Origin of the sequence: Sphingomonas radicis (assembly GCF_051400635.1) — a bacterium.
In the GTDB taxonomy this organism is placed as follows: Bacteria; Pseudomonadota; Alphaproteobacteria; order Sphingomonadales; family Sphingomonadaceae; genus Sphingomonas.
In genome coordinates, this window is the sequence record NZ_JBLFFG010000003.1 from 213542 (window position 1) to 238034 (window position 24493).

Annotated in this window: 19 protein-coding genes, 1 tRNA gene and 1 pseudogene; 9 read left to right on the forward strand and 12 right to left on the reverse strand. The window is 66.7% G+C overall.

Going from position 1 to position 24493, the window contains the following annotated elements:
* Positions 1-177: 177 nt before the first annotated feature.
* Positions 178-711 carry a DUF6438 domain-containing protein gene (locus tag ACMGDH_RS13480; RefSeq protein WP_436828475.1) on the reverse strand — a complete coding sequence of 178 codons (534 nt, stop codon included), beginning with the start codon at positions 709-711 and terminating at the stop codon, positions 178-180.
* Between the two features lie 88 nt (positions 712-799).
* Between ACMGDH_RS13480 and rph the strand changes: the two genes are divergently transcribed.
* Together rph and rdgB are read left to right on the forward strand one after the other, a co-directional pair.
* Positions 800-1513 (forward strand): ribonuclease PH, encoded by a 714-nt coding sequence (rph, locus tag ACMGDH_RS13485; RefSeq protein ID WP_436828476.1) that lies wholly within the window; start codon positions 800-802, stop codon positions 1511-1513.
* A complete protein-coding gene (rdgB, locus tag ACMGDH_RS13490; RefSeq protein WP_436828477.1) occupies positions 1510-2154 on the forward strand; it encodes an RdgB/HAM1 family non-canonical purine NTP pyrophosphatase in 645 nt (214 codons plus the stop codon). The genes rph and rdgB overlap by 4 nt, the downstream gene beginning before the upstream one ends.
* Before the next feature lies 1 nt (position 2155).
* Here the strand turns inward: rdgB and ACMGDH_RS13495 are convergent.
* Positions 2156-2299: pseudogene (locus ACMGDH_RS13495) on the reverse strand (GIY-YIG nuclease family protein); the annotation flags it as partial.
* 127 nt (positions 2300-2426) lie between these two features.
* Positions 2427-2513 (reverse strand) — tRNA-Tyr (locus tag ACMGDH_RS13500).
* Positions 2514-2635: 122 nt separating this feature from the next.
* On the opposite strand from ACMGDH_RS13500, the gene ACMGDH_RS13505 reads away from it, so the two are divergent.
* Genes ACMGDH_RS13505 through ACMGDH_RS13515 form a run of 3 tightly spaced genes read left to right on the forward strand, consistent with a single transcriptional unit; the run spans position 2636 to position 5870 of the window.
* Entirely contained in the window at positions 2636-4249 is a 1614-nt protein-coding gene (locus ACMGDH_RS13505; RefSeq protein WP_436828478.1) for a M20/M25/M40 family metallo-hydrolase, read from the forward strand.
* Positions 4249-4995 (forward strand): 23S rRNA (guanosine(2251)-2'-O)-methyltransferase RlmB, encoded by a 747-nt coding sequence (rlmB, locus tag ACMGDH_RS13510; protein WP_436828479.1) that lies wholly within the window; start codon positions 4249-4251, stop codon positions 4993-4995. The genes ACMGDH_RS13505 and rlmB overlap by 1 nt, the downstream gene beginning before the upstream one ends.
* A 26-nt stretch (positions 4996-5021) precedes the next feature.
* Positions 5022-5870, forward strand: a complete 849-nt coding sequence (locus ACMGDH_RS13515; RefSeq protein ID WP_436828480.1) for a hypothetical protein — start codon at positions 5022-5024, stop codon at positions 5868-5870.
* Positions 5871-6136: 266 nt separating this feature from the next.
* On the opposite strand, the gene ACMGDH_RS13520 is transcribed toward ACMGDH_RS13515, so the two are convergent.
* Positions 6137-6811: a Pr6Pr family membrane protein gene (locus tag ACMGDH_RS13520; protein ID WP_436828481.1), complete on the reverse strand. Its 675-nt coding sequence runs from the start codon at positions 6809-6811 to the stop codon at positions 6137-6139.
* Positions 6812-6994: 183 nt separating this feature from the next.
* On the opposite strand from ACMGDH_RS13520, the gene ACMGDH_RS13525 reads away from it, so the two are divergent.
* Positions 6995-9742: a TonB-dependent receptor gene (locus ACMGDH_RS13525; RefSeq protein ID WP_436828482.1), complete on the forward strand. Its 2748-nt coding sequence runs from the start codon at positions 6995-6997 to the stop codon at positions 9740-9742.
* Positions 9743-10016: 274 nt separating this feature from the next.
* On the opposite strand, the gene ACMGDH_RS13530 is transcribed toward ACMGDH_RS13525, so the two are convergent.
* Positions 10017-10334, reverse strand: a complete 318-nt coding sequence (locus tag ACMGDH_RS13530) for a 2Fe-2S iron-sulfur cluster-binding protein (protein ID WP_436828483.1) — start codon at positions 10332-10334, stop codon at positions 10017-10019.
* A 63-nt stretch (positions 10335-10397) separates the two neighbouring features.
* Here ACMGDH_RS13530 and ACMGDH_RS13535 point away from each other — a divergent pair, with 63 nt between their 5' ends.
* Positions 10398-11024: a DNA-3-methyladenine glycosylase family protein gene (locus ACMGDH_RS13535; protein ID WP_436828484.1), complete on the forward strand. Its 627-nt coding sequence runs from the start codon at positions 10398-10400 to the stop codon at positions 11022-11024.
* Between the two features lie 15 nt (positions 11025-11039).
* Here ACMGDH_RS13535 and ACMGDH_RS13540 read toward each other — a convergent pair whose 3' ends face one another.
* The 7 genes from ACMGDH_RS13540 to ACMGDH_RS13570 all read right to left on the reverse strand — a co-directional run bounded on the left by ACMGDH_RS13540 (position 11040) and on the right by ACMGDH_RS13570 (position 21712).
* Entirely contained in the window at positions 11040-11933 is an 894-nt protein-coding gene (locus ACMGDH_RS13540) for an ROK family protein (RefSeq protein WP_436828485.1), read from the reverse strand.
* 60 nt (positions 11934-11993) lie between these two features.
* On the reverse strand, positions 11994-13229 hold the full coding sequence (locus tag ACMGDH_RS13545) for a cytochrome P450 (protein WP_436828486.1): 1236 nt from the start codon (positions 13227-13229) through the stop codon (positions 11994-11996).
* Entirely contained in the window at positions 13226-14836 is a 1611-nt protein-coding gene (locus ACMGDH_RS13550; RefSeq protein WP_436828487.1) for a Dyp-type peroxidase, read from the reverse strand. The genes ACMGDH_RS13545 and ACMGDH_RS13550 overlap by 4 nt, the downstream gene beginning before the upstream one ends.
* Entirely contained in the window at positions 14818-16449 is a 1632-nt protein-coding gene (locus ACMGDH_RS13555) for a hypothetical protein (RefSeq protein WP_436828488.1), read from the reverse strand. The genes ACMGDH_RS13550 and ACMGDH_RS13555 overlap by 19 nt, the downstream gene beginning before the upstream one ends.
* Positions 16450-16607: 158 nt before the next feature.
* A complete protein-coding gene (locus ACMGDH_RS13560; protein WP_436828489.1) occupies positions 16608-17393 on the reverse strand; it encodes a ZIP family metal transporter in 786 nt (261 codons plus the stop codon).
* A 108-nt stretch (positions 17394-17501) separates the two neighbouring features.
* A complete protein-coding gene (locus ACMGDH_RS13565) occupies positions 17502-18407 on the reverse strand; it encodes a manganese catalase family protein (RefSeq protein WP_436828490.1) in 906 nt (301 codons plus the stop codon).
* Positions 18408-18694: 287 nt separating this feature from the next.
* Positions 18695-21712: a TonB-dependent receptor plug domain-containing protein gene (locus ACMGDH_RS13570; RefSeq protein WP_436828491.1), complete on the reverse strand. Its 3018-nt coding sequence runs from the start codon at positions 21710-21712 to the stop codon at positions 18695-18697.
* A 248-nt stretch (positions 21713-21960) separates the two neighbouring features.
* Between ACMGDH_RS13570 and ACMGDH_RS13575 the strand changes: the two genes are divergently transcribed.
* Entirely contained in the window at positions 21961-23475 is a 1515-nt protein-coding gene (locus tag ACMGDH_RS13575) for an MFS transporter (RefSeq protein WP_436828492.1), read from the forward strand.
* A complete protein-coding gene (locus ACMGDH_RS13580) occupies positions 23472-24491 on the forward strand; it encodes a serine hydrolase domain-containing protein (RefSeq protein WP_436828493.1) in 1020 nt (339 codons plus the stop codon). The genes ACMGDH_RS13575 and ACMGDH_RS13580 overlap by 4 nt, the downstream gene beginning before the upstream one ends.
* Positions 24492-24493: the final 2 nt, after the last annotated feature.

Genomic DNA, 24493 nt, shown 5'->3' on the forward strand with positions numbered 1-24493 from the left:
ATTTAGGCACAGAACCCGTCTGCCTCAACGGCCTATCGCCGCTGCACCTGCTCCGTCACCCCGGACTTGTTCCGGGGTCCACCGGGAGTCGGGTCATGGGCAAGAGGTGAGAGGGCAATCGATGCGGCACGGTGGACCCCGGCACAAGGCCGGGGTGACGGGATGCTTTGCTACGAGTTACGGATGCTCGCCGATCAGATTCTGGATGGGCAACGCGTTCGGCGCATTGCCCAGCGCCTCGGCCATCGGCCGGTTTTTCTCCATGTCGCAGCCGAAGTAGAAATAGAGGTGCGACATCATCAATGTCCGCATCTGTACCGAGCGATCGACAGCAACGCTCGGCATATCGGTCGCGGCCTGCTCACATAGTGGCGTGCCAGGCCGATATTCGCGGCGGGCCCAGTCGGGAAGAAAGGGCAGGAGCACATCCCGAAATGCCAGATACTGCGCCACTGTCACCGTGAATTTGCGCTCGCCGATGACCTCCGTGTTACGGACTCCAGTGAAAATTCCCTTTCCATCGGAAGTGACCATGACCTTATAGACCGGACATTGCCCGAAGCATGGCCCCGTCTCATAGGTGATACTCTCTGGGGCTATGGCGGCGGCCGCTGGATGGCTGCTTGTGTCCACGCCCGTACGCGAGGCGGGAATACATCCCGCCAGCGCAACCGCCGCAATCCCCAGCGCCATCCAGTGCGTCTTCGCCATCCTGCCCTCCAAAGATCGCGCGCCGATACTGGCGCGTTTGCGCGCCAGCGTCTACGTGGCCGTGCCAAACCTTGCAGGAGATCGAAGCATGCGCCCATCCGGCCGCGCCCCCGACGAGATGCGCGCCATCTCGATCGAGCCCAATTTCACGCGCCATGCGGAGGGTTCGGTGCTGATCGGCTTCGGCGATACGCGCGTGCTGGTCACTGCCAGCATCGAGGAGCGGATTCCGCCCTGGCTGCGCGGCAAGGGCGAAGGCTGGGTCACTGCCGAATACGGCATGCTCCCGCGCGCGACGCACACCCGCGGCCAGCGCGAAGCCGCCAAGGGCAAGCAATCGGGCCGCACCCAGGAGATCCAGCGGCTGATCGGCCGCAGCTTGCGCGCCGTGACCGATCTCAAGCTGCTCGGCGAGCGCCAGATCACGCTCGACTGCGACGTGATCCAGGCCGACGGCGGCACGCGCACCGCCGCGATCTCGGGCGCCTGGGTGGCGCTGCGCATCGCCACCAACAAGCTGCTCGCCGCCGGCCTGCTCGAAAAGGACCCGATCCAGCAGCAGGTCGCCGCGGTTTCGTGCGGTATCTATCAGGGCAATCCGGTGCTCGACCTCGATTATGACGAGGATTCGGCCGCCGATGCCGACGGCAACTTCGTCCTGCTCTCCGATGGCAAGATCGCCGAGGCGCAGGCGACTGCCGAAGGCGCCTGTTACGACGAGGAAGGGCTGCTCCGCCTGCTCCGCCTCGCACGCATCGGATGCAACCAGATCTTCGCCGCCCAGTTGAAGGCGGTGCAATGACAGATCCCAACGAAGGCATCGGCGGCGACGCCCCGCAGGCGATCCGCAAGCTGAAGCCCGGCAAGCTGGTGATCGCCAGCCACAATGCCGGCAAGGTCCGCGAAATCCGCGCGCTGCTCGGCCCCTATGGCGTCGAGCCGGTCTCGGCGGCCGAGCTCGACCTGCCCGAGCCCGACGAGACGGGCACGACCTTCGTCGCCAACGCCGAATTGAAGGCGCTTCAGGCGGCGGACCTGTCCGGCCTGCCCGCGCTCGCGGACGATTCAGGGTTGTGCGTCGAGGCGCTGGGCGGCGATCCCGGCATCTTTTCGGCCCGCTGGGCCGGGGAGACGAAGGATTTCGGCTTCGCGATGCGCCTCGTCGAGGACAATCTCACCGCCAAGGGACCCGAGACGCCGCGCGATGCGCATTTCGTCTGCGCGCTCGCGCTCGCCTGGCCCGACGGCCATGTCGAATGGTTCGAAGGCCGGGTCGACGGCACGCTCGTCTGGCCGCCCCGCGGCGAGCGCGGCTTCGGCTACGACCCGATGTTCCTGCCGCTCGGCCACGATCAGACCTTCGGCGAGATGGATCCGGAAGCCAAGCACGCGATGAGCCACCGCGCGGATGCCTTCCGCCAGCTCGTGGCGGCGGTGTTCTGAGCTATCGCAGACGCTTGCTCGCAAAAGCACGGCCCGATCCGCTCTTGAGATAGCGCTCGAATGCGGCCGCAGTTTCGGCTTGGTCGAAGTAGTGAAATGAAATCACCTGCCAAGGCTTGTACTTGGCGGTGTGCGTCGAGCGGCCAGCGTTGTGCGCCTCAACTGAGGTCGCTCATGGCGGTGGAAGCTCCGGCACCTGCAGTAAGCTTGGTACCGGCCCTCCTTCGCTAAATCTACGGCTTGCCAGCCGTAGCTCCGCCAGGAGCGAAGGCTGGTGGACAGGGCTGGATTCGAACCAGCGTACGGGAAACCCGGGCAGATTTACAGTCTGCTGCCTTTAACCACTCGGCCACCTGTCCATGGGGCCGCTTGCGAAGCGAGGGCGGTCCAATGCCGATCCCGGGACGTGCTGTCAACGCCTTGCGCGCACCTCTCGCGCCGCATAGCGTCCGCGCAACCTTTTTCCTTCCGCAGGAGCCCCATGCGTCCCCTTGCAGCAATCGCCGCCATTGCCGTCGCCGCCTCCCCGCTCACCGCCCAGACCGTCGACCGGGCCGAAGTCGCCCGCATCCTCGACGAGGGGCTCAATCGCTCGCAGGTGGTGCAGACCGCACAGCAGCTCACCGACGGGATCGGCCCGCGGCTCACCAATTCGCCGGGCATGCGCAAGGCCGAGGACTGGACGGCCAACGAGTTTCGTAAATGGGGCCTCGCCGCCGTCCGCAAGGAAGGCTTCGATTTCGGCCGCGGCTGGTGGATCGAGCGCGCCACCGCGCGGATGGTGAGCCCGCGCCCGATCCAGCTCACGTCGATCCCGATCGCCTGGACCCCGGCCACGCCCGGCAGGATCAGCGCACCCATCGCCGTCGCGCCGATGAGCAAGGAAGAGCATTTCGCGCGCTGGCGCGGCAAGCTCTCCGGCAAGATCGTGCTCGTCACCCTGCCCGACGAAGGCTCCGAGCCCGGCGAGGCGCCGTTCAAGCGCTGGACCAACGAGGAGCTCGCCAAGTTCGACACCTATGAGCAGCCCAAATACGATCCCGAGGCGACCGACCGCCGGATCAAGCGGCTCGACTATGCGCGCAAGCTCGACGCCTTCCTGAAGGCCGAGGGCGCGGTCGCCTATGCGACCATGTCGTACCGTGACGGCAAGCTGATCCACGGCAGCGGCTATCTGTTCGGCGTCGGCGAGACCCAGCAGGTGCCCGGAATCGAGATCGCCGCCGAGGATTATCGCCGCCTCGCCCGGCTTGCCAAGACCGGCCCCGCTCCGGTGCTCGAGATCGAGAGCGTCGTCCATTTCGACGACGCCGACACCCAGGCGTACAACGTCCTCGCCGACATCCCCGGCAGCGACTCCTCGGGCGCCTATGTGATGGCCGGCGCGCACCTCGACAGCTGGGCCGCCGGCGACGGCGCGGTCGACAACGCCGCCGGGGTCGCGATGGTGATGGAAGCCGCACGCATCCTCAAGGCGATGGGCGTCCGCCCCAAGCGCACGATCCGTTTCGCGCTGTGGAACGGCGAGGAGCAGGGCCTGCTCGGCTCGATGGCCTATGTCGAGAAGCACGTCGCCACCCGCACGCGCAAGCCCGGCGCCCCGGAAACCGGCCTCGCCCGCTTCTACGGCTGGACCGAGCGCTGGCCGATCATCCGCCAGCCCGGCCACGACAAGCTGGTCGCCTATTTCAACCTCGACAACGGATCGGGCAAGATCCGCGGCATCAACGCCGAGAACAACCTTGCCGCGGTGCCGATCTTCCGCGAATGGTTCGCACCGTTCAATTCGATGGGGGCAAGCACGGTCGCGATCCGCAAGACCGGCGGCACCGATCATGTCTTCTTCTCGGCCGTCGGCATCCCGGCGTTCCAGTTCATCCAGGATCCGCTCGACTATCGCGCCCGGCTCCACCACACGAGCGTCGATACCTTCGATCACCTAAAGCCCGCGGACCTGCGGCAGGGCGCGGTGATCCTCGCGTCCTTCCTCCTCAACGCCGCCAATGCGGAGAAGCCCTTGCCTCGCCTGCCCTTCCCCTCCGAGCCCGGGGTCACCGATCCCTTCGCCTACCCCAACCCCGACGAGCTCGACTGATGGCGCGCAGGGGACATCGCCCGAGCCAGGCCGCCCCGTCGCGGCCGCGCTTCTACGGCCGCCACGCCGTCACCGCCGCGCTCGCCAATCCCGAGCGCAACGTGCGGAAAATCTGGGGTACGCGCGAGGCGCTGGCGGGGTTCGACATCCCCGCATCGATCCCGGTCACCTATGCCGATGTCGCCGATCTCGCGCGGCTGGTGCCGAACGACGCGCCGCATCAGGGGATGGTCGCCGAAGTCGATCCGCTCGAGGACGTGTGGCTCGGCGACCTGCTCCAGCAGGGGGCGGACGATCGCCGCCCGCTGGTCGTGCTCGATCAGGTCACCGATCCACACAATGTCGGCGCGATCCTGCGCTCGGCCGCCGCGTTCGGCGCATTGGGCATCGTCACCCAAGACCGGCACGCGCCACCCGAGTCGGGCGCGCTCGCCCGCGCCGCATCAGGCACGCTCGAGACCGTCCCTTGGGTGCGCGTCGTCAATCTCGCCCGCGCGCTCGACGAGATCGCCGAGGCAGGCTTCTGGCGGATCGGCCTCACCGGCCACGCCCAGAAGACGCTCGGCCAGGCGATCGGCGAGGCGCGGGTCGCGCTCGTCCTCGGTGCCGAGGGCGAAGGCATGCGCCAGAACACCGAAGCGCATTGCGACGAGCTTGCGAAGCTGCCGATCTCGCCTAAGGTCGAAAGCCTGAACGTGTCCAACGCCGCGGCGGTAGCGCTCTACGCGATCGCGGTCCGCGGCTGAGGACGCGCCAACGGGGGGTTACATCGATGATGCATTGGGGAAAGGCGCTCGTCGCGGCGCTGTTCATGCCGCTCGCGCTCGCCGCGTGCCTGTTCGTACCGGGCAAGTTCGCATCGACGCTCGACATCCGCGCCGACCGCAGCTTCACCTTCACCTACAAGGGCGAGATCCAGGCACTCGACCTCAAGCGGCTGAGCGGCAAGGCAATGGAAGCCGCGATTGCCGAGGACGCCGAAAAGGGCAGCGACAGCTCCGAGGACTCCGAAGAGGAGAGCACCGACGGCGCCACGTTCAACAATGTCGGATTCGCCCAGGACAACAAGAACGTCGAAAAGAAGGACCCCGAGCTCGCGCTGACTCCCGAGGAAAAGGCCGAACGCGACGCCGAGTATCGCGAGCTCGCCGCGCAGATCGCCAAGGAAGCCGGCTATCGCACCGTCGAATATCGCGGCGAAGGCCTGTTCTACGTCGACTATGCGATCACGGGTAAGCTCAGCCACGGCTTCGCCTTTCCCTACAACCAAGACGCCGAGATGGTCTTCCCCTTCGTGGTAGTCGATCTGCGCGGCAAGGACAGCGTCCGCATCAAGGCCCCCGGCTTCGCTGCGCAGGAGATGGGCGGAATGGGCAATGCCGCCAGCGCGGGCGCAATGGGCGCGATGAGCCAGGGCATGGGCGAAGGCATGGGCAAGGCGATGGGCTTCGATCCCGCCAAGATCGACGGCACCTTCACGCTCACCACCGACGCCGAGATCGTCAGCCAGAACCAGGAAGACGGCGCGCGCACCAGCGGCACGACAAGGACGATCGTCTGGAAGGTCACCAACCGGACGAAGGACGCCCCGATGGCGGTGCTGCGCGTGGCGGGGCTCTAAGCTACTCCGGCGCGGCGGCCCGCCACGTTAGAATGGCGCGGAGCATTGATGTGCGGAGACGGGTAGGCCGAATCGATATTTAGATTTTTGGCCCCGTTTCCCAAAATACCCCGTCACCCCGGACTTGTTCCGGGGCCTACTCCGCCGCGCCGGCTGCCATGGAGCCTCTTGTCCGGCCCTTGTCTCCCGGTGGACCGCGGAACAAGTCCGGGGTGACGGGTGGTATGGGCCGATCCGACACGCTTCGACCTGAATGCCGATCCATCCTAGTCGCTCCTCGCCGAGCTCCGCCGCTCGCGCCCGGCAAGCAGTCGATCGAGGAAGACGAGCGCATAACCCGCCACCAGGAACCCGGCTGCAATCGCAGCCGAATTGGCCAGGGTCCGCGTCCAGCCGATGCTCGCGACGTCCATGAAGGGATAGGGATAGACTCCGTCGATGGCACCGCGCCCCAGCGCATAGCCGAGATAGGCCAGCGGCAGCGCGGTCCAGCGCAGCGGGTCGCTGAAACGGAGCCCGCCCTTCACGGCGAAGGCGAGCCAGAAACCAGCGGCAAGCAGCGGCGTCACCTTGTGGAGCAGGACGTTCGCAAGCATCGCGCCCGCGCTCAGCTCGACCAGCCCGCGCAGCAGCAGATGGTAGACGACTCCGACCAGGAGCATCGTGAGCGTCATCCCGCCGATCGCCCGAGGCCGCATCAGGCGCGCGAAGCCCAGGGCGATTCCGGTGAAGAAAAGCGCGAGTATCAGGTTCGAGATGACCGTGAAGAACCGCAGCATGCTCCAAAGCGAAGCCCCAAGCGATCCGCTCTTTGCCAGGCTGGCGTCGAGCTGGATGGCGAGCCCGGCCCAGCCGGCGAGCGCGATCACCCCGGCACAGACGCGGACAAGCGATGTGAGCTGCGGAGTCGGTGCGCCGTAGTAACTGGACTGGAAGGCCATGGCATCGCTCCTGCAGTGTCGTCGCCAGCTCGCGTGACACCTTCCATAGCTTCTGCAGCCACAGGTCAATCTCGCAGTTGATTGTTCCCATTTTATGGGACGACATTCTACTTGTTAATCATTTGAGCGCGTGTATCCTGCTCTGACCGACACAAAAGTGCGGACTCAGGAGAGGAGGCATCCATGAATGCTCGCCACGTTGGTCGCTGGGCGCAAACCTCCAGCATCGCCGCGCTGGTTCTGGCAAGCGGCGCACAGGCCCAGACGCAGCCCCAGCCGGCGCCCGCCCCCCAGGAAGACGATACCGAAGTCGTCGTCACCGGCATCCGCCAGAGCCTCGCGGACGCGCAGAGCGTCAAGCGCAACTCGGCGCAGGTGGTCGATGCCATTTCGGCCGAGGACATCGGCAAGTTCCCGGACAAGAACATCGGCGAGGCGCTCCAGCGCGTGACCGGCGTGCAGATCTCGCGCGCAGCGGGCGAAGGCCAGAACATCTCGATCCGCGGCGCCGAGCCGGGGCTCAACCGAGTCGAGATCAACGGCCAGACGGCGCTCTCCACCGTGGTCGGCAGCTCGCGCGCCGTCGAGTTCCGGGATCTTCCCGTCGAGTTCGTATCGCGCGTCGAGGTGGTCAAATCGGCGACGCCCGACATGACCGAGGGCGGGCTCGGCGGCACCGTGCGGATCGTCACGCGCCGGCCGTTCGACAGCAAGAAGCCCTATATCGCCGGATCGGCGCAGGGCATCTACGGCACCCTTTCCGATCGGCTCGATCCCAAGCTCGCGCTGATCGGCAGCACCTTGTTCGCCAACGATACGCTGGGCGTGCTGATATCGGCGACCTATGAGGAACGCAGCCTCTGGTACGATCAGCTGCGCACCACGGGCTGGCGCCAGATCGATGCCGATCCGGCCACCGCGGGCGCCCAGTTGCTCGATCTCAACGGCGACGGATCGGGCGACTTCTACCCGGACATCCCCCGGCCGATCATCAATCGCGAGGCGACCAAGCGCGGCGCGATCAACGGCATCCTCGAATACCGCCCCAACGACGATTTCCGCGCCTTCGTCGAGGGCACCTACACGCGCTCGCGGCTGACGCTCGACAGCCAGTTCCTCCAGCTCGGCACGGTACAGAATGTGGTCGACGGCGGCGTCGATCGCAGCCGCACGACGATCGGCCCGGACGACACCGTATCGAGCGTCACCTTCAACGGCGTCCTCGCCGCGCCCAACGGGCTCTCCGCCAGCTACCGCAACATCCTGGGCACGCAGGACCGCAACACCTTCAACGGCCAGGCAGGCGTCGACTATACGATCGGGCGGCTTACGCTCCAGGCGCGGGCGGGCTATGCCAAGTCACGCGCATACAATGACGAGATCAACGCCACTGCGGCCGCGCTGGGCCTGTCGACGCTCACGATCGACTATGACAACGACCAGCAGGCGCCCAACATAACCCTGCCGATCGACCAGACCACAACCGAGGGACTCAATCAGCTCATCGTTCTGCGCCGCCCGCGATACAATGATCAGGAGGAAATCGACCTCAAGCTCGACGCCGAGTTCAAGCCGGGCGCGGGACTGTTCACTTCGTTCAAGGCGGGTCTGGAGCATCGCGAGCTCACCGCCGACAGCCGCTACTATGATCGCTCGGTGACGATGAACGGCTACAACGGCACCACGCTCACCAACACCTATGCCACCGGCGTCAGCTCGAACGTCACCGTGTCCACCGTCCCGCCGGCGCAGCTCACCCAGCAGATCCGCGATCTGGTGGGCGCCAACGCAACGCTCGGCGACCATGATTTCTTCCGCGGCGCCGATCGCGGCTACACCGGCGGGATCGAGCGCTGGCTCAATCTGGGCATGGACGTCGCCGATGCCGTCGGCATCCCCGACCCCTTCGTGAATCCCGTGCCGCTCGACACCTGGGAAGTGACCGAGAAGAACTTCGCGGGCTATGCCCAGGCCGCGTTCGAGGCGGACATCGGCGTGGAGCTGAGCGGCGTGTTCGGCGCGCGCGTGGTCGATACACGCACCACTTCGGACGGCTTCCAGGTGCTCGCCGGGGCGGTGACGCCGGTCTCCTTCGATGGGCATTACACCGAGTTCCTGCCCTCGCTGAACCTCAAGGCGCAGATCATCCGCGACAAGCTCCAGCTGCGCGCCACCGCGACCGAGGTGCTGGCCCGTCCCTCGCCGCAGCAGCTTGCGCCGCGCTTCGTGCTCGATGCGGTGGGGCTCACCGGGTCGCGCGGCAATCCCGCGCTCGAGCCCTATCGCGCGCGCCAGTACGACTTCGGGATCGAATATTATCCCAACCGTACCGGCTATGTCTCAGCCACTTATTTCCGCAAGGAAATCAGCTCGTTCATCCAGAACGGCAGCGAAGATTATGTCGAGCCGACGACGGGCACCACTTATACGGTGACGGTGCCAGTGAACGGCGACAGCAAGGTGACGATCAACGGCGTCGAGGTGGGCGGGCAATATGTGCTCGATTTCCTGCCCGGGCCGCTCGGTAATCTCGGCGTGATCGCGAACTACACTTATTCCAAGGACTCGGGCTATGCCGACCGCGACCTTTTCACCGGCGGGCCGCTGAGCTTCCCGGGGCTTTCGCGGCACAGCTACAATGTGTCGGGCTTCTACGAAGACAGTGTGTTCAACGCCCGCATCTCGTACAACTGGCGCTCGAAATACCTCATCACCTCGCGCGGGCGCGGCAACAATCCCGAGTTCGGCGAAGCCTATGGGCAATGGGACGCCTCGGCCGGGATCGACGTCGCCGACAATGTGTCGCTGTTCTTCGAAGGCGTGAACCTGTTCAACGCCGTGCGTGCGGAGAACGCCAACAGCATCTACCGGCGCACGATCATCGAGACGTTCGGCCGCCGCTTCTACGGGGGCGTGCGCGTGCGCTTCTGACGCGGGGAGCGGAGGCCGGGCGAGCGGGCGGCCTTGCAAAATAGGGTTTGTTCTGCTTTCGTTCGGAGATGCCGCCGACGCCTCCTCCGCCGCGCATCGCAAACGGGCCAGGCGGCTTCGCTGCGTGGTCCGCGCGAGTCAACGGCGCCGCCCCGGCAGCCAACCTTTTGGTTGGTTGGCTTGGGCAGCCGGTAAGGAAAAATGGCGGAAAACCGCGATTCCGCTTCGCAAGAAAACCCCGATTCGAGTCAACCGGAGTCAACCGGCCGGCGGATCAATCCTCTTCGGCGATCGTCACGCGCAGCCCGTCGAGCTCGGGCGTGAACGGGATCTGGCACGAAAGGCGCGAGCGTTCGTCGCGATCCGACGAGCTGTCGAGCAGGTCGTCTTCGTCCATGCTCATCGGCGGGAGTTTGGCCGCAAATTCCGGATCGACATGCACGTGGCAGGTGGCGCAACTGCAGCAGCCGCCGCAGATCGCGAGCAGCTCGTCGATCCCGCTCTCGCGGATCACTTCCATCACGCTGAGGCCGTCACCGCCGTTGACTTCGCGCTCCTGCCCGTCCCTGGTCATCACGATGAGCTTCGGCATGCAATTCTCCTTCGTCGGCCGCGTCCATGCCGCCGATGCCCGCACAGTTCAAGGATGCCGCAAATGGGCCTGACCGCCGACCAGCTCAAGCTTTCGATCGACGCTCTAGCTGTGGTCGAGCCCGCTTTTGCCGCCGCACTCGCGCGCGCCGGCTATCCTGCGCCGCGCCAGCGCGATCCGGGCTATGAGACTTTGCTGCGCACGATCGTCGGCCAGCAGGTGAGCGTCGCCGCCGCGCAATCGATCTGGAACAAGCTGGAAGCGGGGCTCGGCGGCAACCTCACCGATCCCGCGACGATCGCGAGCGCTTCGGACGAGCAGCTGCGCGCCGCCGGGCTCTCGCGCCAGAAGGCGAGCTATGCCCGCAGCCTTGCCGACGAAGTCACGAGCGGTCGGCTCGACCTGATGAACCTGCCCGAAGACGATGAGGAGGCGATCGCCGGGCTCACCCACATCAAGGGGATCGGCCGCTGGTCCGCCGAGATCTATTTGCTCTTCGCCGAGGGGCGGCCTGACATCTGGCCGGCCGGCGATCTCGCGGTGCAGATCGAGATCGGCCGTATCCTGGGGCACGCCGAGCGCCCGTCCGAAAAGCTGCTGCGCGAATGGTCCGCGCCCTGGAGCCCGCACCGCGGCGCCGCGGCGATCTTCGCTTGGCACCATTACAAGATCGACATGGAAGTGATCTGACGGGGCGCGGGGCCGTCAGGCGCCCGCCGCTTCGAGCCCCATCGCGATCGCGCCGAGCGGCCCCGCCATCGTCCCCAGTCCCGGCGGGCCCAGCCGACGGTCGAGCTCGGCGGCATAGGGTGCGAGCGAGCCATAGCCGCCGATGCTCTCGGCAAGGCGGGTACGAAGCCGCTCGAACAGGTGCGCGCGCTCCGCGATCACACCCCCGCCGATCGCAATCCGCTCGGGCGCGAAGGCAGTGACGAGATTGTGGAGCAGGCCGCTCAGATCATGGACGAACAAATCCCATTGCGGCCCGTCCTGCGGCAGCTCGCGGCCCGGCGTACCGAAGCGTTCGGCAAGCGCAGGCCCGGAGATCAGCCCTTCCACGCAGTCGCCGTGGAAACGGCACCAGCCCGGATAGGTGTCGCCGGGCGCACGCGGCACCCGCATGTGTCCCGCCTCGCCGTGCGCCACCCCCTGCACCGGCCGCCCGTCGACGATCGTGCCGACACCGACCCCGGTGCCGATGGTGATATAGGTGTGCGTCGCCATGCCCTGCGCGGCACCCCAGCGCGCCTCGGCGAGCGCCGCGCCGTTGACGTCGGTCTGGATCGCAAGCGGCCGGCCATAGCGACGCGCGAGCCGGTTCGTCAGATCGGTCCCGGTCCAGCCCGGCTTGGTGGTGGCGGTGACCGAGCCATAGGCCGGCCGGGCGCGGTCGAGCTCGAGCGGGCCGAAGCTGGCGACACCGATCGCATCGAAGCCCCAGCCGTCGAGCACTGCTTCGATCGCGGCGAGCGTCGGTTCGGGCTCGGTGGTAGGGATCGTCTTCCGCTCCCGAACGTCGTCAGGCCCAGTTGCGAGCAGCACGACGCATTTGGTCCCGCCAAGCTCGATTCCAGCGATCAGCGGAGCAGTCGAAGTCATCGCGCGGAGCTAGCCCAGCCGTGCCGTAAGGAAAAGCAAAAGCACCGCCGCCGGTTCGCGTCAGTCGAACACCACTTCCAGTCGCTCGGCGAAGGGGCCGTTCTTGCGCAGCCGCCCCGCGCTGCCCGGCGCGCGCCGCAGGTTCGGCCGCTTGAGCAACGGCTTGAGCATCAGGTGCAGCGTCGCCTGGTTAATGTGCCGGCCGAAGCATTGGTGGAGGCCATAGCCGAAGTGGATATAGTCGCTCGCCGGCCGATTGGGGTCGAAGCGGCGCGGATGGGCGACGCGGCGTGGGTCCATCATCGCCGACGCGAACGCCGCGAGCACGCTCGCCCCGGCCGGAATGGTGCAGGCATGGCGGGTGCCCGCGGCAACGGTCCAGTCCTTGAGCGCCAGCCGCGGCAGCCCGGGTGCGAGCGGATCGAAGCGCATGGCCTCGACCACATAGGCGGCGAGCCGGGCGTCGTCGTCCGAGCGAGCGGCGGCCTGCGCTTCGGCGAGCACCTGCGGGCGGCGGAGCAACTGCTCCATCGCCTGCGGCACCACCATCGGCGGCTGCGGTGGACCCCCGACGATGAATCCCATCAGCGCCGTGCGCACCGAATCGTCGTCGAAGCCCGACTCCCCGGCCGCCTGCATCCTCAGGCAACGCGCGAGCACATCGTCTCCCTGCGGATCGGAGCGCCGACGCTCGATCTCCCCCTGGATGTGTGCACGCAGCGCCGGCGCGATCGCGTCGACCTCGGCGCGGAGCGCAGGATCGTTGCCCTGGTCGGCGAACTGGAACTCGAACAGCCGCGTCGCCCAGACGCGCAGGTCGCCCTCCTTGGGTTCGGGCACGCCCAGATATTCGGAAAGGAAGGTGAAGGTCACCCGCCGCACGAGCCTGTCGACCACTTCGATCCGCCCAGGCGCAGCCGCGACCGCCTCCTCCGCCAGCGCCTCGACCCGCGCGGCGAGCGCCGGCAGATCCTCCGGCCGCACGACCCTGCGCATCGCATCGGTGTCGTGCCGGTATTGCGGGGTATCGCCCATGCCCAGGAAGAAGGGCTGCCCACCCATGATCACGTCGAGCTTGGGCTTGTAGATCACGCCGAATGCCGCGTCGGTCGCGAACACCTCACGCACATCGTCGTAGCGCGAGGTGAGATAGTTGTTCCCCAGCTTCGCGATCGGCTTCACGCGCCGCAGCACGCTGAAGAACCACGGCATCGCCGCGAAGATCATCCGCTGCATCAGTCCCTTCAGCCCCTTGGGCCCGGGACGGAGCACGTCCTTCGATGCAAGCACGCTCATAGCGAAGCCAGGTATCGCAGCGCCGGCATGCTCGGCAGGAAGAAATATTCGCCGCCCGCCATCTGCACGAAGGTGTCGACCCCGATGATCCGCCGCAGCGGGTCCTCGGGAATCGTGAGCGTCCCCTTGGGACCGATCAGCGGGTCGACCTCGTCGAACAGCGTGGCGAAGTTGGGATTGAGGACCCAAGTCTGCTGGACGAATTCGAACTGCCGCGTGATGTCGGTGTTTAGGCAGATGAAGAGCAACCCGCGGTCGGCGCCGTCGTCCTGCATCGGATCGGCGATCGTGGGGCCGTATTTCCGCCCGCGCCGCAGGATGCGGTGGCTGTTCGCGGCTTCGAGCAGCGTCTGCTTGTCGGCCGGCTTGGGCGCCAGCCCGTCGCGCGGATTGCCGCGGCGGACATGGCTGCCGAGCGGGCAACCATGACCGTGCGGATCGCGGTCGTAAAAGGCGAAGTCATTGTCAGGCTGGTCATAGGCATTGGGCGGCAGCACTCCGCCCGGGCAGAGTAGATTGCCGTCCTTGTCGCGGCCCACAACGCGGTCGGCGAGCCAGTCGGAATCGATATGGCCGGAATGCTCGGGGTCGCCTTCGCTGATCCGCTTCGCCGCATCGGCCATCGAGTTCCAGAAGGCAGCGACGTCCTGCTTGAGCTCGCGCACGACCATGTAGCTGCCGTCGAGCCCCAGATCGCGGAAACCCTCGCCGCGGGGATGCGGTGGCAGCCCCGCCTTTTGCGCGGCCTCCCCATCGGGAACCACCGGGCCGGGCGCGATCTCGTGGTGCGCAGTCGTGTGGCCCATCAGTATCTCGCCAAGCGGCACGCCGTTCCACGGATCCTGAGGTGCCTCGCCCGAAGCGCCCAGCGTCACCACGCCGGCTTCATAGGGCATGGGCTGCGAGACGCCGTCGGCGAAGCCGAAATGCTCGCGTGCGATCCCGCGTTCGTCGGGACGAAGCTGGAGCGGCAGACGGTGGACCACGGTCACCTGATGCGGCGCGAGCGCCTTGCTCACCTCGGCGCACCAGGCCTCGGCCGTCTCCTCGTCCTTCTCGTAGAGCAGCAGCAGCGCGTGGACGGTGATCGGCGTGGTGATGTTCTGCTCGGGCGTCTCGGGCCCGTCGTCGGCAAAGGCGTGGGCACGCGGATCGCGCGCCGCGGCGTCGAGCGGGATGTTGCCGCTCCACTTCGGCCCGCCTTCGATCACCGTCTTCAGCCACTCCTCGCCGCGGCGATCGCCCAGCCGGCGCAGCCGGTCCTCCTGGAACATGCCCTCCTTGAAGGGCCGATCAAACGAAGCGAGCGAGTTCGCATTCAGCCCCATCTTGCGGAGCCCCTGCCAGGTGAACCCGATCCCGGCCGCACGCGGATCGCGCCCGTCGGCGTCGGTGATCGGCGCCACCTGCTGAAGCGCCTCGAGCCAGGCGCCGCCCTCTTCGCGCTTCACGCCGTCCCAGCCGAATTCCAGGAACAGCGCACGCCCGGTCGGCAGCGTCGCGAAGCCGCTCACCACCATGCCCTGGGTCAGCTTGTCGTGCGGCGGCGCGAGCTTCCAGCTCGGCGGCCCGTTGCGGCCGGGCGCGCTCACAGGTCGTTGATCCACAGCGCGGCCTCCTTCTCCGTGAGTTTCGGTTTTCGCAGCCCCAGCGCGATCCGGTAGTTGCGCTCGATCTGGTCGGCGGTGAGATCCCTGTAAGCCGAGTACCAGAAGCGGCTGACCGTCATCGAATGCCGCGCCCACTCCTTGAACTGACGGCCGTGGCTCGCGCCGTCCTTCACCAGGAAGCGCGTGGGCGGGAAGCCAACGCCGCAGGTCCACGCCAGCGTGAGCCCGCCGTGCGCTTTCTCGATGAAGTCATCGAGGTAGCTTTCCCAGGTCTGGTCGAAGTTCGAGAAGAACATCAGCCGGCTCTGGTTGTTGACCAGCGCCCAATGCGCGAAATGGATCGTGCGCATCGAGCCGAGATAGCCGTCGCGCGCGACGATCCGCAGCGCAAGGCCCAGCCCGCGGTGTCCGGCCCGGATCAGGATCGCGCGCAGCACGCCGGGCTTCACCAGCACGACCGAGCCCATGTGGTTCTGCGGAATCCAGTCTTCCCGCCGCGCCATCTCGCGCAGCATCCGCGGGTCGACTGGCGGAGCATCCTGCGAGGAATCAGCGCGCTCGAGCATGCGCAGCCACAGCACCAGCCCGGCGGCGGTGACCGGCAGGCTGGCCAGTCCCCAGCCCAGCCACGCCAGCACGCCATGCCAAGCCTCCCGCCAGGTCATGTCCGCGGCCAGCATCGCGACAGGCGCTACGATCGCAGTGGCCAGAGTGAGGTAGACCGCGACGAGCGCCGCCAGCGTCAGCAGGAGCTTGAGCTGGAGGAAAAGCTTGAGGAAGCTGAACCGCGTCGGCACCTCGGTGCCCGGCAGCGCGCCGCCGAGCCGCTTGAGCAGCGCGGCGAACACCAGAAAGACCACGACGAGCAGCACCACCAGCCGATCGGCCGGCATCGCCAGCCGCAGCGTCAGCCCCGGGATCGACAGTGCGAGCACCGCCGTCAGCGCGAAGATCGTCAGGCGAGCCCAGTCGCGCACGCTCTCGCCCAGGGTGATCCGGGGCGGAGCCTTTTCACCGAGCCAGGCGAAACGCGGGAGCAGCGCAGCGCGCAGCTTGGCGTGGATCTCGCCCGGAGCAAGCTTGCGATAGGGGTTGGGAGTGTGCGCCTGCGGGCCGGCGAGCTCGGTGCGCGTCGCGCGGAACAGCGCCGCCTCATCCAGGATACGATCCCTGCTCATCCCTCGATTGCCGTGATGGAAAACGGTGGGCGTCAGCGCCCGCGCCTCGAAATAGGGTGCCAGCGGCGCGCGCGAGCCCGGCGCAGTGACCGCATCGAACAACGGCCCGTCATTGTCGAGCGGGCGCTTGCAGCAGCGCAGCATCGTGCGCAGGTCGTCGCCTATGGCAGCTTCGAGCTGCGCCCAGAACGGCCCTGGCGCGCCGTCGAAATTGGCCTCGAGCACGAACAGCGGATCATAATCGAAGCCGGGAAACACGCTGAGCGACATGAAGTGCAGCGCCGGCACGCGGCTCAGGAATTCGGCATAGGTGCCCTTGCCGCCCGACGGATCCGGGCTGCGCCGGTCACGAAGCGCATCGAGCAGATTGGACAGATGGTCATAGCTCTCCGGCTTGACCTCGAGCGCGACCGACAGCGTGGTCTGGCGCATCTGGCATTCCCCCTTCCCGGCACGCTCCCCCGAGCGCCGATTCGCAGGCTTTGTCTCACAGCGATTCGCGCAAGGATAGGAAAGATCCGACTTCGCGACCGGAATGCTTCAGCGGCCTGTTCGGGAATGCGCCATAAGGCGCATTCCCGAACAGACTCTCAGCCGAAGGTCGTGTCGAGGAACATCATCGCGGCGAGCCCGATCATCAGCCCCGTGCCCACTCTTCCGCCGCCGTGGATGCGCGCATGCGCGTCGGGGATGATGTCCGACGCGACGACATAGATCATCGCTCCCGCCGCGAGACCCAGGCCCCAGGGAAGGAATGCCTCCGCGAAGGTGACGACGGTGACGCCGATCAGCCCGGCGACAGGCTCGACCAGGCCCGATGCGGTGGCGATCGCCGCAGCCCGGGCGCGGCCGTAGCCGATCGAGGTAAGCGCCACCGCCACCGCCAGCCCTTCGGGGATGTTCTGCAGCCCGATGCCGAGCGCCGTCACTCGGCCCGCCTCGAAATCGCCCGCGCCGAAGCTGACGCCCACCGCCATGCCTTCGGGAAAATTGTGCAGCGTGACCGCCGCGACGAAAAGCCAGATGCGGCGCAGCGACGTGCTCGCGGCGATACCGGGCGGCCCGAGCCCCAGCCGATCGAGCGGCGGCAGCCAGACGTTGATGCGGGCGATGACGAATGCGCCGAGAAGCACGGCGGCCGCAACCTGGATCGACGCGCCCGCGCGCCCCGCCCCCTGTTCGCGTGCGACTTCTATCGCCGGCAGGATCAGCGAAAAGAAGCTCGCCGCGAGCATCACTCCGGCGGCGAATCCGAGAAGCAGATTCTGCTGCTGCGCGGTGGGCGGGCGCAGGAAGAGAACGGGAAGAGCGCCGAGGCTGGTCGCCAATCCGGCCAAAAGGCTTGCCAGCGCACCTGCCGTTACGATCTCGCTCACCCGGACTCCGATCAATGGCGCGCGCGACCCTTTCCGCCATGGCACGGTCCCGCGCGCCTTGATAATGCATCCGCAATTCGGCCGCGAACAGCCTATTCGTCATATGGCTCAGTCGGCAGCCTCCAGCTGCTTGGTCCGCCCCGCTCCGGGACCGGCGCCCAGGTCGGTTCCCGTGGTGGGATCGCGGCTCGTATCCGACGCGAGCCGCGTCGCGAGCTGCCGCAGTGCCGCCCTGTCCTCGGCCTCCAGATCGACCGTGGCGCTGCCGTCGCCGTCGTCCGCCGGCAGCGTCTGCTCAAGATCGTCGATGCGGTCCCACTGATCGCCCGAATTCCAGGGCCCGGTCATGTCGCCCTCGCCCTGCGAGGTGTTCACATACATGCTGGCATATTGCTCCATCCCGGGCAGCTTGCCCGAGGGGAAGTTAGGCTCGATCGAATAGAGCGCTTTCTCGAACGATTTCTGGTGCGCGATCTCGCGCGTCATCAGGAAGCCCAGCGCTTCCTTCACGCCCGGATCGTCGGTGATGTTGATCAGCCGCTCGTAGACGATCTTGGCGCGGCTTTCGGCGGCGATGTTGCTGCGCAGGTCCACCGTCGGTTCGGAACGCGTGTCGATATAGGCTGCGGTCCACGGGACGCCGGCGGAATCGACGAGCGCGGGCCCGCCGCCGAACAGGATCGATTCCTTGGCGGAGGTGCCGGTCTGGCCCACCATCGCGAACAGCTCGGCTTCGTTCTGCTGCGCCTCCGACAACTGGGCCTTGGCCCCCTTGTTGAGCATCGCGACGATCGAGCCGATCACCTCGAGATGGCTGAGTTCCTCGGTCGCAATGTCGAGCAGCATGTCCTTTCGGCCGGGATCCTCCTCGCCCAGACCTTGCGTGAAATAGCGCATCGCCGCGGCGAGTTCGCCGTCGGCGCCCCCGAATTGCTCGAGCAGAACGCAGGCGAGCCGCGGATTCGGCTCGGATACGCGCACCGTATATTGAAGACGCTTGTTGTGCATGAACATGGCAACCACTCCTGCTGGGGTCGCCAAACAACAGGAGGCGGGGGGGCGGAGTTTCGCCAGCATTTTGAAAGAACGGCATTTTCAATGTGCGCTCGCGCGCGACCGTTCCGCAAATCCCGCTCCGCCGGGGCTCGTTTCGCCATCGTCAACAAGGATCGCGTGGCGCTCTGATCGACTGGGTCGATGAGCCTCGGAAGAAGCCCGGCGGAACGCAGCCGCGAAATGAAAAGAAGGGCCGCGGCGGAAATCCCGCCGCGGCCTCTGACTGCCCGAGTGAGCCAGCGCGATCAGCGCAGCTGAAAGCGTACGCCCATGCGGAACTGCCGACCCAGCATGTCGGAATAAGTGCTGTTCGCCGCCAGGCCGGTTTCGGGGAGCAGCAGCGGCCAGCGATCGAAGATATTCGTCACGTTGAAGAACATCTCCGCTTCCGATCCGCCGCCGACGTCGATCTTCTGCGTGAGATTGAGGTCGGCATAGAACAGACCCGAGACGCGGTTGTTGTCGTAGGTCGGGAACAGATTGGTCGAGGGCGGGCAGCCGGTCGTGCACTCGATGCTGCTTGTGCCGCTGGTGGAGTACCTGCCCGCACTGATGCCGCGCCCGGTGACTGTCGCCGAGAAGGTCGGCGTCTCGTACATCGCGCTGGCGCGGAAGATCCAGGTTGGCGTGCCGGTCTGGCCCCCGTTCTGGCCGACCGTGTTGAGCGGAACGGTGCCCGCGATGCCCGTATCGGTCAGGTTCTCGATGTAGCGCGTCGCCACGCCCTTCAGCATGAAGCTGCCCGAGCCGATAGGGATGCGGTAAGCCGCGTCGAAATCGATGCCGCGCACCAGCTTGCGTGCGAAGTTGAAAGGCTGGCTGCGGATCAGCAGGTATGGGACGCGCGGCGGTCCGGGCTGCGTGCGGATCGGATCCTCGGTGATCGCGTCACAGAATTCCTGAACGCCTTCGTCGCAGCGGTTGACGATCTCCTGCGCGGTGATCGTATCGATCGCATCCTCGAGGTCGATGCGGAAATAGTCGACCGACGCCGTGAAGCCCGGCAGGAAGCGCGGCGACAGCACCGCGCCGATGTTCCACGAGTCAGCCTTTTCCGGCTGCAGGTTCGGATTGCCGGTGGTCAGGCCCGAATAGCCCCAGCTCGCCGGACCGTTCGCGCCGTCCTGCGTGTAGTTTGGATTGCGTACCGAGTCGCTGTTGGCGGTGCCGGCTTGGTAGAGCTCGTTGAGGTTGGGCGCGCGGATGTCGCGCGACCGCGTCACACGGAAGCGGATATCCTCGATCGGTGCCCAGGTCGCACCCAGCTTCCAGGTCGTGACATAGCCCGAGTTCGAATAGTCGGTGGCACGCACCGCTCCATTGAACTCCAGGCCGAGGCCTAGCGGAACGACCGTCTCGAGATAGGCTTCCTTGACGCTGTATTCGCCCGTGAAGGGAAGATAGTTGCCCACCGACCACCGATTGGTCGTGCCCGTTGTAGTGACTACCGGTTGGAACTCCTCAGGCACGCTGCCGCGGATCTTCTCCTTGCGAACCTCGCCGCCGAAGGAAACGCTGACGTCGCCTGCCCAGGTGGCGAACGGCGTCATCGCCCAGTTGGTGCCGGCGACGAACTGCTCCATCACCTGATCGCGGTACGGGTCGCCCAGAACATAGTCGATCGCTGCCTGGCTGGCGACGCCGAGGCCCATGCGATTGAGCGGTACGCAGTTCGGATCGTTGTTGGTGGTGCTGGCATCGACGTTGACGAGACACTGGATCGATCCAGCCAGGTAGCCGCCGGCATTGCCGGCCGGCGCGAACGCCGCGGCGGTAGCATTGGCCATGTTGGTCAGATGCATGATGTTGCGGAGCTGCTCGCGCAGGTCGGAGCGGCCGTATTGCGCATAGACGTCCCAGTGCCCGGCCCGCCCGAATGCTTCGAACTCGCCCTGGGCGCCGACGACGTAGCGCTGCACCTTGCGCTCGTTGTTGATGCCGCGGAACGGCAGGTCGGCGGCGGTAGTCGCCAGCGTGACGCTGGTGATGCCGGCAAGCCGCGCAGCCCCGAGCGACTGCAGCGCAAAGGCATTGCAGGTCACCGGAACGGGTACGACGGTGCAGCCGGTGGTGTTGATGGAGATGCCGGTCGAGAGGTTCGGACCCGCATTGAAATAGACTTCCTGCCGGTTGTAAGAACCCTCGGCGAAGACTTCGACGCCGTCCGCTACCTCATAGCTCAGCCGGCCGAAGAGGCCCCAGCGGTCATCCTCCGGCAGAAGCCCGATGCGACGGCCCGAGTCGTTGACTTGCCACGATCCGCCCTGGGTAAGCGACGGCGCGGAGGATCCTTGCGCGCGGGTGAAGGCCGGATAGGTGAAGGTGCCGTAATCGAAGACGTTCACCGCACCGCCATAGCCGAAATACAGACCACGCAGGCTGTTCGCGGTCGCGCCGGCCGAGCCGGTGATCAGGCCTCCGGGCGTCGAGTTCGACGCGCCGACCTGGCGCCGGGTGGTGATGAACTGCGGCGTCGTGCTGCCGGCTACCCAGTTTGGATCCTGGATGCGCGCATAGCCGGTGTGATTCCACGGACGATCGCTCGGGCTGATTTCGAAGATGCCATCCTGGTGTGCAATCTCGGCGTTGAACAGGATATGGCCGCGGCCGTCGGCGAACGACGTGCCGCCCGCGATGCTGCCCGAATAGTTGAAACCGTCCCCCGCGCTGGTGAGGCCGGTATCAGCCTGAATTTTCAGCCCCTCCATCTTCTTGTTGAGGACGAAGTTGACGACGCCCGCGACAGCGTCCGAACCATAGGCCGACGAAGCGCCGCCGGTGACGACCTCGACTCGCTCGACCAGGGCCTGCGGAATCGTGTTGATGTCGACCCAACCATAGATCGTCGAGCCCACCGAGCGGCGGCCGTCGAGCAGGACCAGCACCCGGCCTTCGCCCAGGTTGCGCATGTTGAGCGCGTTGATGCCCGCCGAACCGTTCGAGAGGTTGAGGCGCGAGTTGGCCGGCTTGGTCGAGCCGGCAAGCTGGGGCAGCTGGTTGACGAAATCGGCGATGTTGTTCGTCGGCGAGGTGTTCTGGATGTCTTCCTGCGTCATCACCGTTAGCGGCGTGGGGGCTTGGAAACCGTCACGGATGATACGCGTGCCGGTGACCACGACTTCATCGCCGCCGCTCTCCTGCTCCGCCTGGGGGAGCGCGGAACCCGTGGCTTCAGTCTGCGCCCAGGCCGGCGCGGTTCCGGCCAGCGCGGCCAGTGCAGTGCCGGAAATCAGGACATTCTTGAAAGACTTGAACCCGTTCATCTTATGAAGCCCCCAATGGCAGCCGACCCCGCGCGACGCCGTGACATTAAGTAACAAGAATGTTGCACTGCGCCATAGTTTCTGTTCGCAAAACCATAGCTTAGCGGCATGTTGCGCTTGAAACCGTGGCATTGCTGCAACAACGGAGCCGATTGACGCGCGCCCTCGCTTCGCCGAGCGTGCCGCAATGCCCTTTCCGCCCCGCGCCGCGTTTCCTCCCTCGTTCTCCGCTTCCGCGGGCGCCCGTCTTGGCTGAGGCATCGCTCGCCGGTCCGCCTGCCGTGCCGCGCGGAATCGGGCGCATGGCGCTCTATGTTCTGCTCGGTTTCTCGGCCGGGCTGCCCTTCTACATGTTCTCGACCGTGCTCGCGGCGCGGCTGACCGATCACGGCGTCGCGCTGACGATCATCGGCTTCTTCGCCTGGGTGCAGCTGCTCCCCACCTTCAAGTTCCTCTGGGCGCCGCTGCTCGATCGCTACGACGTGCCCGGCTTTGCGCGCTTCTGGGGGAAGCGACGCGGCTGGATCATGCTGTCGCAGCTCGGGATCTTCACCTCGATGCTCGCGATGACCTTCACTGCGTCGGATGCGAGCCTGGCTTTGACCGCGCTGTTCGCGGTACTGCTCGCCTTCTGGACCACCACGCTCGAAGTCGCCGCCGACGCCTGGCGTATCGAGCTCGCGCCGACCGAGGAGGAGCAGGGACCGGTCGCCGCCGCCAATCTGTGGGGCTATCGCACCGCGATGGTCGCGGCGGGCAGCGGGGCGCTGCTGATCGCCGACGCGCCCGCGCTCGGCTGGACGGGCGCTTATCTGGCGATCGCCGTCGCCGCGTTCCTCCCCTTCCCCCTTCTCGTGGCGCTGCGCCCCGATCCGGCGCATGGCGGCGGGCGCTGGGTGGCGCTGGCGACAGGGCTGCTGGCGAGCGCCGCCATCCTTGCGGCAGCGGCGCTGGCAACCGCCGCGGTCGGCTGGGCGCTGCTCTCCGCGGTGGCCGGCATGGGGGTGGGACCCGATACCGATGTGAAGACCTTCGTCGTGATCGTCGCGATGCTGCCTTTCGTTGCCATGGCCTTCGCGCTCCCTCGCATCCGTCGTGCCGGCCCCGCCGATCCGCTGCGCACCTCGGTCGCGATCGGGCCCTATGTCGACTTCTTCTGGCGCTATGGGTTCATGGCGATCGTGCTGATGGCGTTCGTATCGGTGTACCGCATGGGCGACGTGCTGGCGCTCAACCTCTCCAAGCCGATGATCCTCGACCTCGGCTACACCAAGTCCGAGATCGGCCGTGCGGACGGCGTTGTGGCGCTCGCCAGCAGCATCCTGGGCGTGGGCCTGGGCGGCTGGATGGTGACGCGCTGGCGCTCCCCGGTGACGCTCACCATAGGCGCTATCTTTGCGGCGATAGGCAACTTCGGCTTCGTCTGGCTATCCCACCAACCCCGCGACGAGTGGCTGCTCTACATCGCCACCGGCGCCGACCAGTTCGGCAACGGCATGGCGGGTGCAGTGTTCGTGGTTTACCTCTCGATGCTGGTGAACCCGCGTTTTCCCGGCGCGCAATATGCCTTCCTCTCGGGCTTCGCCTTTCTCCTTTCACGGCTCGTCGCTGGCGCCGGCGGGCAGATCGTCGAGCAGCTCGACGCCCAGGGGTACAATGGCTTCGACATGTTCTTTCTCGCATCGGGCATAGTGAGCCTCGCCGCACTCGCCTTCCTGCCCCTGCTCGCACGCGCCAGACCGCGTCCGGACGATCGGCCATGAACGTCGATGCTGCCTTCGCTCCGGCCGCCGTAGCCGTCACGGAAGGGCGCATCCCCGGCGCAATGCTGGGCGTGGTCGCCGCCGACGGGCGTCGCTGGACTCGCCACGCCGGAATGGCCGCGCTCGAACCCGAGCCCGAGGCATTGACGGAGGACCATTGGTTCGATCTCGCTTCGGTCTCCAAGGTGATCGCGACCACGACGATGGTGCTACGCCTGGCCGACGAGGGCCGGATCGACCTCGACGCGCCGCTCGCCAGTGCCATCCCCGATCTGCGCCAGTATGACGTGGCCAACGCCTATGAGCGCACCCTGACCTTTCGCGACTGCCTCTCCCACCGCACCCTCCTCCCCGCGGTCGAGCCGATCTACACCTATGGCGACGACCCCGCGCGGCTGCGCGCCTTCGTGCTCCAGCGCGAGTGGCGGCAAGTGCCGGAGCCGGTCTATTCGGACATCAACTTCATCCTGCTCGGCATCGCGATCGAGCGGATCACCGGCCGGCCGCTCGGCGCGTGGGAGCTCGGCGACGGCCTGCGCTTCGGCCCGCCTCCCGGCCCCGCAGTCGCGACCGAGCGCTGCACATGGCGCGGCCGCGTGCTGCACGGCGAAGTGCATGACGAGAATTGCGCGGCGATGGGCGGACAGACCGGCCATGCCGGGCTGTTCGGCACCGCTGCGGGGATACTCGACTTTGCAGCAGGGTTGCTCGACGGCAGCGGCGCGAGCCCCGCGATGCTGCACGCGATCCGCACGCCGCAACACACGCACCGCACCTGCGGGTGGGAACGCAAGTTCGCGGGCTGGTCGGGAGGGCAGGCGTGCTCGGACGAGACGATCGGCCACACCGGCTTCACGGGGTCTGGACTGTGGGTCGATTTCGACCGCGGGCTCGCCTGGACCTTGCTCACCAACCGCGTTCACCCGACCCGGCACCGCGACAGCGGAATCTTCGCGCTGCGACCAGCGACGGGCGACGCAGTGATCGCCGCATGGGACGGTCAACCGATCGATTGACT